We start from the raw sequence: 11,322 nt of genomic DNA, 5'->3' as shown, positions 1-11,322 counted from the left end.
ACGCCGCGCCGCCCGCATACGGGTTCTCCGGTTCTGGGGGCGGTTTGGGGGGGTCAGACGGTGCACAGCCCACCATCACGGCGACCACCAGAAGCGCCCATCCCATCCCTCTCGCCTTCGGTGTTAGCTGCGCACTTTTCCTTGATTGCATCATGGTTTTCCCTTTCACGCCTGCTCCTCATCCTCTGGGGACTGTGGCTATGCATCAGCGCCTGTGCCGCCAGGCCGTGCTTTCCCTTCAAGTTTTAGAATGCGGGAAACCCGCCCCCGAATAACGTCCATTACAACCCCTCCAGAATGATGCAGAGGGCGTAAACGTTTCGTGTATCCGGCCACCTGTTCTCGCCTGTCACCAGACCCCGTCCTCTTCAGGGAGGACTGGTCCTGGGCTGCGCCCGTCCGGCGCCCTGGGCGTCGGTCAGCGCTTGAGGCGCCGGGCATTGTGGCGTTGCGCCTCAGTGTCCAGCACGCGCAGGGTCAACACCCGGAGCAGCCAGGTGACCGGGCTCAGCGGGCGACGGCACCCGGCTGCGGACCGGCCCGAACACGTCCTGGCCCGCCGGGCTGTGCCGGAAGGTGCCCAGAGACCGGCGAACCCGCGCCCCAAGGGTGGCCGGTTCGCCCCTGCCCGGCGCGGTCAGGCCGTCCAGGACTGCCCGGATGGCCTGCGGGGCAATAATGCCGTCCAGGCGGCTGGACCCCGTGAGCAGGTCTTCCTTCACGGCCTCGCGGTGCCGGATCAGCTCGGCACGCCAGTCGGTTTCATATCCTGAAGACCGGGCCAGCGGCACCCGGTAGAGTTGCGGGTCCAGCCGTGTCAGCGTATCGATGAACAACCGTTTGCCCGCCAGCACGGGGGGAGGCAGGCGGTGATTGAACTCCGCGAGCGCTGCGTCCAGATATGGTGTGTGCATGGCGGCCACCCGCCCCGCGAAGCGCTCCCGCCAGGACAGCAGATAGTGGGGCAGGTACTGTCCCGACATGATCATGAAGTTCTGCTGGTAAGGGTCCGCGTGTCGGGTGGCGGCCGCTCGCATCTGATCAAGTTCGGCCGCCCACGCACCTTCCAGGATCCGTCTGAACGGGGGGGCCAGGCGCCCAGCCAGGTTACCCAGACTGCCGAAGGGCAGAACGTGAAACCGGATCAGGTGCTCGGAAACGTCGGAGATGCGGCGGGGGTAGATCTCATGGATCTCGTCGCCGGTAAAGACGTGGGTGAGGTGGGAGGCGGCGAGGGCGTCCCAGGCATCGGCCTCATCGCAGAAGTTGGTGACGCCGTGGCCCCAGCGGGCGTTGCGGCGCACGGTGGCCAGCAGGTCACCGCGGTACGCCTGTACTGTCTGGTGCCGGGCGCCGTACCGGGCCGCCAGTGCCTGGGCGGTGCGGGTGTCGCTGAGGGGGGCCTGCGGGCCCTGGGTGTAGGAGAAGGTGCGCAGATCCACGCTCTCGGCGGCCAGCAGACTCAGGAGGCCGCGTGAGTCGTGGCCGCCGCTGAGAGACAGGTGAACGGGTCCGTGTAGGCCGGCGGTGCGGCGGCGCACGGCGCGGCGCAGCAATTCGCCAAACTCCTCCCGCAGTTCGGCCTCGGGCCGCGCATCAAGGCCTGCGGGCGGCCGGAGTTCCCAGTACGGACAGCTGTGGATCCCTCTGGCTGAAACGCGTGCGTGCTGGCCAGCCCGGCGGGGCGGTAGGGCCGCCGGGTGAAGTCGGGATGGTCCGGCAGCGTGGAGACCGTCACCCGCTGGCCGTCGTGGAGCGCGTACAGCTTGTGGCTGCCCACCCGGTCAGTCACCGCCAGCACGGTTCCGGCGGCCTCATCTAGCAGCAGTAGCGAGAAGGAACCGTCGAGGCAGCGCGCGAACGCGGGCCCGTACTGGCGGTAGAGCCTCAGCATGGCCTGGACGTCCATGTCGTAGAACTGACCCTTGAGCACAGCCACCAGCCCCGGCTGATGGTAGATGCGCCCGGGAGCCGCATCGAGTTCCACCTACCAGGGCCCGGCAGATACGGCGCTGCTGGCCGGGCCAGAGCGGACGGTAAACACGGCACTGAAGTCGGTGGTCAAGGAATTCACCTGGGGCGATCAGGCCGCCCCCAGAGGAGGATTGGTGCTGGTACGAAAATCGTCTGGCCTCTAAGTCTGATGCGGGGCAGTGGCAGCACGGCACCTCAGCCCTGGGAGCAGGCAGCGGAAACCGAATCTAGCGCGTGGAAAGGCCGCGCATGGCCGCACCTGCGGTCAGCCTTTGCACGGCCCATATCTGGGCCGCGCTGCCAAGAGCACCGGCCCGCGCAGGCTGGCGGGTTTACTTTCGGGTAACGCGCGTCACACTATGCTCGGCGGAGATGACGGCCCTTTCCTGTTTCTACCCCCGGCTCGCCCCCATCACCGGGCCCCCCGTTCAATGAAGGTTCTTCACCTGAGCACCAGCGACGGCGGCGGTGGCGCAGCGCGCGGCGCATTCTGGCTGCACCGCGCGCTGCGCACGCATCTGGACTCGGCCATGCTGGTCCAGAGCCGGGTGGGCGATGACCCACACGTGACCGAATACCGACCGGCCAGAGCCTCGGCCCTGGCACGGCGGGCCGAGCGCGTGATGCGTGAGCGGCTGCGCCCGGCCCGCTACTTCTCGCCCGCCGCCCTGAATCTGCCCCTCCACCGGCAGATCAATACCCTGCGGCCCGACGTGGTCAACCTGCACTGGATCAACGACGGCTTCCTCAGTCCAGAGAGCCTCGCGGGCATTCGCGCGCCTGTGGTATGGACCCTGCGCGATCAGTGGCCGATGACCGGCGGCTGCCACTACGCCCAGGACTGCACGCGCTTTGAGGCCGAGTGCGGTCACTGCCCGGCGCTGGCCTCCCGCCGACCCGACGATTACTCGCGCTGGCTGCACCGCCGCAAATCACGCGCCTGGAACCCGCGGTCCCTGACTCTGGTGGCCCTCAGCCACTGGCTGGCCGACGAGGCCCGGCGCAGCTCGCTGTTTGCCGGACGCCGCACCGTGGTCATCCCCAATGCCCTGGACACGGCCCTGTTCAAACCTCAGGACCGGGGGGTGGCCCGCACCGCCCCCGGCCCGCTGGCCGACCTGGGCCTGACGGCTGGCCAGCGGCTGATCCTGTTCGGCGCCGTCTCGCCGCTGACCGAGACCCGCAAGGGCTTTGAGCACCTGCGTCGGGCCGCCGAGATCCTGGCCCGGCGACCCGACGCCCATGACCTGCAACTGGTCGTTTTCGGTTCCCTGCAAGGCCAGACCCCGCCGCCCATGCCCCTCAAAACGCATTTCCTGGGGTCGCTGGAGGATGACCGCGATCTGGCCACGCTGTACGCCGGCGCAGACCTGACAGTGATGCCCTCACTGGAGGAGGCCTTTGGCAAGGTGGCAATGGAGTCGCTGGCCTGCGGCACGCCGGTGGTCTGCTTTGACAGCAGTGGCCCCGCCGACATCGTCGACCACCGCGTCAACGGTTACCTGGCCCGGCACGGCGACGTGACGGATCTGGCCGCCGGCATCGCCTTCCTGCTGGATCATCCCCACCCCGGCGCACTGGCGGAGGCCGCACTGGACAAGGTCATGGGTTACTACACCTTCGAGCGGCAGGCCAGGATGTATTCGGACCTGTATGCCCAGGTACTGGAGGAGGACCGGTGGGCGGGCCTGACGCCTGCGTCCTCCCCACCTGTCTCCGCCCCCGAGGACATCCTGTGAGCTGTCCGCACCGCATGTCGATCACCATGAGGTTCCAGCTGATCAGGGCCATCCGGTCATGCGGCAGGCCGGGAGAGCGGGCGTGACCAACCTCAAGAGCCGAACCGTCAATGCCGTCAAGTGGAGCTACATGACGATGGGCATCGCCACGGTGCTGGGGCTGGTCTTCACGGCCATCCTGTCGCGGCTGCTGACGCCTGCCGAGTTCGGCGTGGTGGCGATTGCCTTTGTCCTGCAACGTTTCGGGCAATTCATTGCAGACCTGGGCGTGGGACAGGCCCTGATCCAGAAGCCAGAGCTGAGCGGGGAGGACGTGCAGGCGGGGTTCACGTCATCTATTGGCCTGGGGCTGCTGGCCACTGTGGCGGCGTGGATGCTGGCTCCCCTGGCCGGACAGTACTTCGGCATGCCCGATCTGGTGATGGTTTTCCGGGGCTACGCTGTGGCCTATCTGTTCAACGCCATGATCATCATCTCGCAGAGCCTGCTGCGCCGCCAGCTCAAGTTCCGGCCACTGATGATCGGCGAACTGGTGTCGCTGGTGATCGGCCACGGCGTGTTCGGGCTGGGGGCCGCCTACCTGGGCTTCGGGGCATTCAGCCTGGCGATCAGCCAGATTGCCCAGGCCCTGATCCAGATGGTCATCCTGTATGCCTACACCCGCCACAGCCTGCGCCTGACATTCCGGCCCGAGTCCTACCGGCACCTGTACGCCTTTGCCACCCGTGTCACCATCATTAATTTTCTGGAGTTCATCAGCACCAACCTGGACAGCATCATGCTGGCCCGGCTGTATCCCACCGCACAACTGGGGCTGTACAGCCGTGGGTTCAAAGCCATAGGCACCCCGGCCATGAGCTTCGCGACCAGCCTGACGCGGGTGCTGGCCCCCTCGTTCAGCGCCGTCCAGAGTGAGCCGGAGCGGCTACGCCGGGCACATCATTCGGCCCTGCTGGCCCTGCTGATCGTCATTTCCTGTGTCGCGGGCGGCATCTTCGTGGCGGCCCCCGAAGTCGTGGCCGTGCTGCTGGGATCCCAGTTCGTGGGGGCCGTGGTCCTGGTCAAGATCTTTGCGCTGGCCGTGCCGTTCATGGCTTCCAGCAACCTGGCCGGTGTGCTGGCCGAGGCCACCGCCAACCTGGGTGTCAAGCTCAAGATTCAGGCCGTGTACACCGTGGGTCTGGCGCTGGCTTTCTGGACGGCGTACAGCCTGGGCGGCACCGTGGTGGCCATCGCCGCCGTGCTGCTGGTCGGCACGGTTCTGCGCAATCTCGGCCTTGAACTGCTGGCCCGCTCCATCGTGGGCAGTGGGCGCGAGATTCTCGAGTCCTACGGGGTGGGCCTGCTGAGTGGCCTGGGAACCGCCCTGGCGTTCTACGTGGTGGTGGTTCCGCTGCGGAACCTGGGCACACCCCTGCCCGTGCTGTTCCTCACTGAACTGGTGGTGGGCGGAATCGCCCTCACCGCCGCCATCTTCCTGGGACCGCCCAACGAGCTCAAATCCATGGCCCTGCGCGCGGTGCCCGCTGTAACCCGCCGCCTGCGCCGCGTGACCGGGCCGCGCGGGTAACAGAACAGCCGGCCAGAACATTTCAACCAACGTCCGCCTCCCCCTCGCCCCGTGTCGTGTCCGCCAGCGCCGCCGTGAAGGCCCTCACCTCTTCCGGATAGAGACCCACTGCCATTTCCACGCCCGACACGGTGTACTCCTCCGGACCGCGCGTGACGTCAGAGGTGTCCAGCAGGTGGTACAGGGCGCTGAGATGCGGAAACGGCACGCGCACGCGCAGGGTCTGGCGCGGGCGGACCTCCAGCCGGGGCGCGGTTCGCAGACACTCCGCCGCCGTTCCGCCGTAGGCCCGCACCAGCCCGCCGGTGCCCAGCTTGACGCCGCCGTAATAGCGCACGACCACGGCCATCACGTGGTCCAGCCCCTGGCCTCCGATGGCCCGCAGCATCGGGCTGCCCGCCGTGCCGCCCGGTTCACCGTCGTCGTTAAAGCGGTACTCGTTCCCGATCTGGTAGGCCCAGCAGTGGTGGGTGGCGCCAGGGTAGCGCGCCCTGACCGTCTCCAGATACGCCAGCGCGGCCTGCGGCGTGTCGGCCCGTGCGGCAAAGGCCAGGAATTCGCTGTTGTCCACCACGGCGCTGTGGCGGTGTTCCCCGGCCAGGGTGGTGAAGGGGGCCGGCAGTTCGGGCCGTTGAGATTCAGTCATGCGCGGCCCCTACAGCAGGCCGCGCCCGGTCAGATGGCGCCGCGCGTGCCACAGCGTCAGACCGCTGGGGCCGTCCTGAATCTCGCCGGCCTCCAGCATGCGGTACGCCTCTGCCAGCGGCACCACCACGCGCTCAATGGTCTCGGTGTCCTCATGCTGGGTGGCCCCCAGGGTCACGTTCAGGGCCAGCGCGGCGTAAAAGACCACGCCGCTGATGCTGGGCTGCGGGTAGAAGCCGGGCAGCGGCACCCAGTCGTCGCTGACGCCCCCCACCTCTTCCAGCAGTTCACGGGCAGCGGCGTCCAGCAGGTTCTCGCCGCGCTCCACACCGCCCGCGACAACCTCCATGACGGTGGCGCGCAGCGGGTAGCGGTACTGGCGGATCAGCACCGCCTCGCCCGCCGGGGTCACTGGCAGCACGAACACAGCGCGCGGCCCGCGCGGACGGTACTGGTACAGCGTCTCCACGCCCGGCCGCACCTGCACGCGGTCTTCGAGCACCACCCGGAACCCGTCGACCAGCACCCGACTTTCCAGCGTGTCCCAGGGCCGGGCGTCGTCTTCGGTCAGCGTGGCCCAGTTGGGGTGGACCGGGGAGGTGGAATCGCTCATGGGTTCAGGCTAGCGCAGGCTTCCCGGCGACAGGCCCTCCCGCGGCAACAGTCCGGCGGCCGTCAGGGTGACCTGCAGGTCCCCGCCCACTACGGCGGTCAGCGTCAGGTCGTCGGGGGTGACCTTCAGCGTGGTGACGGCCAGTTGCGTGACCGTGCCCGTCACCTCTATCCCGTCCCGAACCACAAACGGGAGGAGGGCCTGCGCCTGCCCGCGCCAGCCTGCGAGCCGGGCGGCGAAGTCCACGCGGGCCAGCCGCGCCAGAGACGCGGTCACGCGGGCGTCGGCCAGCATGCCGATCAGGCGTCCACCCAGGCCCTCCTTGCGGGTGCTGACCGCGGTGTCCTCCAGGGTCAGCACCTGACCGGCGACGTCCAGTACGGGCCTCCCAGACACATCCAGCGTGGCCTTCAGACCCAGCAACCCGCTGCTCTGCACTGAGAGGCTGGCCTTCAGGCGGGTTCCCCCGGCACTGATCCGGATGTCGGTCACGCGCAGGCTGGGAGCGGTGGGCAGCGGCAGCGTGAACACCTGCCCCGCGGCCCAGGCCGTGGCCAGCTGCGACAACTCCGGATACGGCAGGCGCAGGGGCAGGGTCACCGAGGCGGCGGGCGCAGGGGCAGGCATGGAGGCAGGCAGCGGCAGCGGGACAGTCATTGGCCCTCCAGAGATAGCGCAAAGCGGGGGCACGCGGTTCTCCGGGCTGCGGTCACGCTAGACTCTGCGCCATGCGAAGCGCGTATCTCACGGCAGCCCGGTCCCTGCAACTGGGGCGCGAGTGGGCCGTGGAGGGCGATCAGCCGCGCGCGCTGGAAGCGTACCAGGACGCCCTGAGCCTGCTGCGGACCCTGCCGCCCGAGCGCACCCGCGACGTGCTGCTGGCGCACACCCACCTGGCCTTCTACCAGACCCTGGCGCTGGTGGGCAGCCCCGGCGGCCAGAACCATCTGCATCTGGGGGTCAGCTACGCCCGCAGCACCCGCGATCCCCTGGCCCGCGCCATCGCCGAGGAGTGTCTGAGCGGCCTGGACGTGGTGATGTGAGACTGGCCCGGAGCAGAGCCTCAGCAGCGCGGACATAGAAAAGTCGGAATGAAAAAGCCCTCCCTATGGCGGAGAGGACAGGGTGGGAGCGCTGGCTTTACTGGCCCGGCAACTGCAACTGCACCTGCGTTTCCTGGCCCTTGACATGCGCGCACTGCATGGGCAGCTGGCCCAGCGCGCGGGTCTTGCTGCCGCTGTGAACGGCGATGGTGGCAGGCGCGGTCAGGGTCCAGCCGCCGCCCTCGACGTTCTCAGTGGCGCGGATGATCTGGGCGGGTTCGGCGTCCAGCGTGGCATGCAGTTCGTCGTTCTTGCCCAGGGGGGCGCTCTGTTCCACCAGCGCCTTGAGGGGAAGGGACTGGCCCTGCGCCCCCACGGTCAGCTTGTCGGTGTCTTCCAGCAGCTCGCGGCATTCCTCGATGAACTTGTACTTGCTGACGCCATTGGCGTCACGGTCACTGTAGATCGGGTTGCTGCGGACGGCCACAGCCGTCACGAAACCCAGCAGGGCCACGGTCAGCACGACGGCCACCCACAGCAGCGCGCGGCCGACGCCGCCATGACGTTTGTTGGAGGTCAGTTCGCTCATATCGCCCCGTAGCATAGCGCCGCGGCGGCGGGCAGACGGTGGGCGGCGGCCAGATTCGGACGCGCGGGAGCGGTCAGGGGCTACAGCCAGTCTGCAGTGCCGGCCCCCACGCCCGACTGCGGCACCCGCGCCAGCGCCCGCCGCACCGTTTCGCCGGTCAGCGGATGGGCCAGCCCTGGGTTCAGGTCCGCCAGCGGAGCAAGCACAAAGGCCCGTTCCCACGCCTGCGGATGCGGCAGCGTCAGGGCCGGCCCGTCCGCCACCCGGTTGCCGTAGACAATCAGGTCGAGGTCCAGCACCCGCGCCTCCCAGCGCTGCCTGCGCTCGCGTCCGGCGCGGGCCTCTGTGTCGTGCAGGGCGGCCAGCAGCTCTTCTGGCGGGAGGCTGGTCCGCAGGCACAGCGCCGCATTCAGGTAATCCGGCTGGTCCGGCGGGCCGCCGACGGGGGCAGTGCGGTACAGCCCCGAGACCCCGCACAGCTCGCCCAACCGCGCCACCTCGGCCACGGCCCAGCGCAGCGTCTCCAGCGGTCGGCCCAGATTGGCCCCCAGGGCAATGTAGGCGCCTGCCCCGCCGTGTGGGCCGCTCAAAGCTCCGTCTGCCGCAACGTCAGCTCGGCGTACACGTCGCGGAACACGCCGGGCAGCGGAGCAAAGGGCTTATGGACGCGCACCGTCACATGGCCCAGCCGGGGCTGGTCCCGCAGGATGCGGCGGGCGATGCGGTCCGTCAGCACCTCAATCAGCTGGTGGCGCTGTCCCGTGACTTCCTCGTGGATGGCCGCGTAGACCGCCGCGTAGTTGACCGCGGCGCTCAGCTCATCGGGCAGCCCGGTGAACCCGTAATACAGCTCGGCATCCACCACAAAACGTGCGCCCAGCACGCCCTCGGTGGCGTAGACGCCATGCCGGGCATGAAACTCCAGCCCCTCCAGCACCACCCGGCTCATGCTCCCCTTCCTATCAACACAGCCCGCCTCATCCCGGCAAGTCTAGCGCCGCCTGAACGCGCAGCGCCTGAACGTGGGCCGCCGCCGCGTGCGCCCGCACCATCGCCGCGCCCGTGCGGGCCGCGTGCAGATGCAGGGCCAGCGTGCCGGGGTCGCGGTCTGCGGCTCTGGGCACACCGGCCAGCGAGTCGATCAGCCGTTTGCGGCTGGCCCCCACCAGCACGCCGTCGGCCCCAGCGGTGAGCTGTGGCAGCGCCCGCAGCAGCGCCAGATTGTGCGCCAGCGTCTTGCCGAACCCGATGCCAGGGTCCAGCAATACGTCCGGCACGCCCGCCGCCCGCGCCGCCGCCGCCTGACCCCCCAGAAAGGCGAAGACCTCGGCCACCACGTCGCCGTAGTGGGGACTGGCCTGCATGGTGCGCGGCTCGCCCTGCATGTGCATCAGGCAGGCGGGGACCCCCGCCTCGGCACACACCCGGCGCATCTCGGGATCACGCAGGCCGCCCACGTCGTTGACCAGATGCGCCCCGGCCCGCAGCGCCGCATACGCCACCTCGGGCTTGAGGGTGTCCACGCTGAGCAGCACGCCCTCGCCCGCCAGCGCCCGGATCACCGGGAGGACGCGGTCCAGTTCGGTGGCGGCCGGAACCGGTTGTGCGCCGGGGCGGGTGCTCTCACCGCCGATGTCCAGCACCAGCACGCCCGCGTCCCGCATCGTCCGCGCAGAGGCAAGGGCCGCCTCCAGCCCAGCGTGCCGCCCCCCGTCGCTGAAACTGTCGGGCGTGACGTTGATGACCCCCATCACCGCCGTGCCGGACCACTCCACCCGCCAGCCGGCCGCCCCCTTCTGCCCGCCCGGCACCGGAACGCCAAAGGTCAGGCTCCGCGGCCGGTTCAAACCTCTTCCCGGCCGGGTTCGCTGGCTCTGACCGGCAGGGCGAAACTGACCAGAGCGCGGTGCCGCTCCGGAAAGGCGTCCACGTAGGCGGGCATCTTGCGCCCGGAGCGGAAGGGCACGTAACTGTCCTGGGCCAGCGGAAAGTTGGTGTCCAGGGCCACCGCCACCGGGTGATCGTCGGGGATGGGGGTGCCGGGGCGCAGGCTGTACTTGACGCTGGGCGCGGCGCTGCTGGCCCGGACGGTCAGGGCTTTGCCGGCTGGCCGCTCGTCCTCTGCCTCGCCCGGCCCGACATCGACACGGCCCACCGCGCATACGGCGTAGATCACCGGAGCCTGCGTGCGCTCGGCCAGGGCATACAGGGCGCTGGTGGCGCTCACATCGGCGCGGCGGCTCAGTTCGGCCAGCGCCCGGCCGCTGGGACCGAAGCGGGTCAACACCTCGGCGATCAGGGGCTCGGGCATCAGGATCGCCGCCGCCGCCGCGTTGCACAGCGTTTCGATGACCTCTTCCAGACGGTCTCCCTCAAAATTGTCGTGCAGGTCGCTGAGAAGATCGTCGTCACCCAGCAGCAGCGCATGCCCGATCTCATGGGCCAGCGTGAAGCGCTGCCGTTCGGGGCGCACGCGGCTGTTGATCAGAATGACCTGATGTTCGGGGTCATACGCACCGTCGCGGTCACCCATGGCCATGAAAGTCAGGGTCACGCCCTGCAGCCCGGCCATCAGGCTGTGGGTGTCCAGGCCCGGCAGGGTGGCGGCGTACGCGGCAGCCAGTTCCCGCATGCGCGCCCGCGCCTGGGCCAGTACGGAAGAAGACCCGGCCGCCCCAGACGCACGGTCAGAGACGCCAACTTCGGGAACGGGGAGATCCGTCACCCGCCCAGCTTACTTCAGCTACCGGCCTGAAGAGACCTGACCAGTTCCACATACTCCCGCTGGGCGTCTTCCGAGGACTTGCCCCGCAGCGCATCCCAGGCGTCGTACTTGGCCGCGCCCACGAAATCGAACCCACCAGGGCGCTGGGTTCCGGCGTCGCCCACACTGCCCTGCTTATACAGCGCGTACAGCTTGAGCATCACGTCGTTGCCAGGCTTCCTGGGCAGGGCCTGCGCGTCCTGCTGGGCCTGGACAAAAGCGGTCTGGGAGTCGGTCACGCGCAGCAGCTTACCTGATTCCAAAAAATCCTGCGTGCCCGACACAGCATCAGACCACCCGACACGAAATCGGCAAACAACAGGCACAGACAATAACGCAGCGCCCCCAACTTTCGTTGGGGGCGCTAAGGTAGATGAAATCAGAC

General features: G+C 68.8%; 14 protein-coding genes. 3 read left to right on the top strand and 11 right to left on the bottom strand.

The genetic code is table 11. The annotated features are described in order from the left end of the window. Positions 1 to 455 precede the first annotated feature (455 nt). A complete protein-coding gene (locus IEY31_RS18025; RefSeq protein WP_188974340.1) occupies positions 456 to 1,556 on the bottom strand; it encodes an asparagine synthase-related protein in 1,101 nt (366 codons plus the stop codon). After that, positions 1,463 to 1,987: a class II glutamine amidotransferase domain-containing protein gene (locus IEY31_RS18020; RefSeq protein ID WP_188974339.1), complete on the bottom strand. Its 525-nt coding sequence runs from the start codon at positions 1,985 to 1,987 to the stop codon at positions 1,463 to 1,465. Before IEY31_RS18020 ends, IEY31_RS18025 begins: the two co-directional genes overlap by 94 nt. A 418-nt stretch (positions 1,988 to 2,405) precedes the next feature. Here IEY31_RS18020 and IEY31_RS18015 point away from each other — a divergent pair, with 418 nt between their 5' ends. Both IEY31_RS18015 and IEY31_RS18010 read left to right on the top strand, forming a co-directional pair. Next, positions 2,406 to 3,713 (top strand): glycosyltransferase, encoded by a 1,308-nt coding sequence (locus IEY31_RS18015; protein WP_188974338.1) that lies wholly within the window; start codon positions 2,406 to 2,408, stop codon positions 3,711 to 3,713. 82 nt (positions 3,714 to 3,795) lie between these two features. Next, positions 3,796 to 5,283 (top strand): lipopolysaccharide biosynthesis protein, encoded by a 1,488-nt coding sequence (locus tag IEY31_RS18010; protein ID WP_188974337.1) that lies wholly within the window; start codon positions 3,796 to 3,798, stop codon positions 5,281 to 5,283. Between the two features lie 22 nt (positions 5,284 to 5,305). Here the strand turns inward: IEY31_RS18010 and IEY31_RS18005 are convergent, their stop codons facing one another. From IEY31_RS18005 to IEY31_RS17995, 3 genes are read right to left on the bottom strand one after another with little or no spacing between them, the layout of a single operon-like run. Next, positions 5,306 to 5,929 (bottom strand): IMPACT family protein, encoded by a 624-nt coding sequence (locus IEY31_RS18005; protein WP_188974336.1) that lies wholly within the window; start codon positions 5,927 to 5,929, stop codon positions 5,306 to 5,308. Positions 5,930 to 5,938: 9 nt separating this feature from the next. Then, positions 5,939 to 6,541: an NUDIX domain-containing protein gene (locus tag IEY31_RS18000; protein WP_188974335.1), complete on the bottom strand. Its 603-nt coding sequence runs from the start codon at positions 6,539 to 6,541 to the stop codon at positions 5,939 to 5,941. A 9-nt stretch (positions 6,542 to 6,550) separates the two neighbouring features. Beyond that, on the bottom strand, positions 6,551 to 7,198 hold the full coding sequence (locus tag IEY31_RS17995) for a DUF4403 family protein (protein ID WP_188974334.1): 648 nt from the start codon (positions 7,196 to 7,198) through the stop codon (positions 6,551 to 6,553). A 71-nt stretch (positions 7,199 to 7,269) separates the two neighbouring features. On the opposite strand from IEY31_RS17995, the gene IEY31_RS17990 reads away from it, so the two are divergent. Beyond that, the gene (locus tag IEY31_RS17990) at positions 7,270 to 7,584 is read left to right on the top strand and encodes a hypothetical protein (protein WP_188974333.1); all 315 of its coding nucleotides are present in this window, start codon (positions 7,270 to 7,272) and stop codon (positions 7,582 to 7,584) included. Between the two features lie 97 nt (positions 7,585 to 7,681). On the opposite strand, the gene IEY31_RS17985 is transcribed toward IEY31_RS17990, so the two are convergent. The 6 genes from IEY31_RS17985 to IEY31_RS17960 form a co-directional block, all read right to left on the bottom strand. Beyond that, positions 7,682 to 8,173 (bottom strand): hypothetical protein, encoded by a 492-nt coding sequence (locus IEY31_RS17985; protein ID WP_229723762.1) that lies wholly within the window; start codon positions 8,171 to 8,173, stop codon positions 7,682 to 7,684. Positions 8,174 to 8,253: 80 nt separating this feature from the next. Next, on the bottom strand, positions 8,254 to 8,763 hold the full coding sequence (gene folK, locus IEY31_RS17980; RefSeq protein WP_188974331.1) for a 2-amino-4-hydroxy-6-hydroxymethyldihydropteridine diphosphokinase: 510 nt from the start codon (positions 8,761 to 8,763) through the stop codon (positions 8,254 to 8,256). After that, the gene (gene folB / locus IEY31_RS17975; RefSeq protein ID WP_188974330.1) at positions 8,760 to 9,122 is read right to left on the bottom strand and encodes a dihydroneopterin aldolase; all 363 of its coding nucleotides are present in this window, start codon (positions 9,120 to 9,122) and stop codon (positions 8,760 to 8,762) included. The genes folK and folB overlap by 4 nt, the downstream gene beginning before the upstream one ends. Positions 9,123 to 9,150: 28 nt before the next feature. Next, entirely contained in the window at positions 9,151 to 10,020 is an 870-nt protein-coding gene (gene folP / locus IEY31_RS17970) for a dihydropteroate synthase (RefSeq protein WP_373289191.1), read from the bottom strand. Further along, positions 10,017 to 10,805 carry an ImmA/IrrE family metallo-endopeptidase gene (locus IEY31_RS17965; protein ID WP_188974341.1) on the bottom strand — a complete coding sequence of 263 codons (789 nt, stop codon included), beginning with the start codon at positions 10,803 to 10,805 and terminating at the stop codon, positions 10,017 to 10,019. The genes folP and IEY31_RS17965 overlap by 4 nt, the downstream gene beginning before the upstream one ends. 107 nt (positions 10,806 to 10,912) lie before the next feature. Beyond that, positions 10,913 to 11,176, bottom strand: a complete 264-nt coding sequence (locus IEY31_RS17960; protein ID WP_188974329.1) for an acyl-CoA-binding protein — start codon at positions 11,174 to 11,176, stop codon at positions 10,913 to 10,915. Positions 11,177 to 11,322: the final 146 nt, after the last annotated feature.

The organism is Deinococcus aerolatus, assembly GCF_014647055.1.
GTDB classification, from domain to species: Bacteria; Deinococcota; Deinococci; order Deinococcales; family Deinococcaceae; genus Deinococcus; species Deinococcus aerolatus.
The sequence above is the reverse complement of the archived record's forward strand: the minus strand, read 5'-3'. Positions and strand labels throughout refer to the sequence as shown.

What these genes read in the sequence shown, in the direction of transcription:
- IEY31_RS17965 (WP_188974341.1), bottom strand. Translation starts at nt 10,805, where the DNA reads ATGCGGGAACTGGCTGCCGCGTACGCCGCCACCCTGCCGGGCCTGGAC.
- IEY31_RS17990 (WP_188974333.1), top strand. Translation starts at nt 7,270, where the DNA reads ATGCGAAGCGCGTATCTCACGGCAGCCCGGTCCCTGCAACTGGGGCGC.
- IEY31_RS18005 (WP_188974336.1), bottom strand. Translation starts at nt 5,929, where the DNA reads ATGACTGAATCTCAACGGCCCGAACTGCCGGCCCCCTTCACCACCCTG.
- IEY31_RS17985 (WP_229723762.1), bottom strand. Translation starts at nt 8,173, where the DNA reads ATGAGCGAACTGACCTCCAACAAACGTCATGGCGGCGTCGGCCGCGCG.
- IEY31_RS17995 (WP_188974334.1), bottom strand. Translation starts at nt 7,198, where the DNA reads ATGACTGTCCCGCTGCCGCTGCCTGCCTCCATGCCTGCCCCTGCGCCC.
- folB (WP_188974330.1), bottom strand. Translation starts at nt 9,122, where the DNA reads ATGAGCCGGGTGGTGCTGGAGGGGCTGGAGTTTCATGCCCGGCATGGC.
- IEY31_RS18000 (WP_188974335.1), bottom strand. Translation starts at nt 6,541, where the DNA reads ATGAGCGATTCCACCTCCCCGGTCCACCCCAACTGGGCCACGCTGACC.
- IEY31_RS18015 (WP_188974338.1), top strand. Translation starts at nt 2,406, where the DNA reads ATGAAGGTTCTTCACCTGAGCACCAGCGACGGCGGCGGTGGCGCAGCG.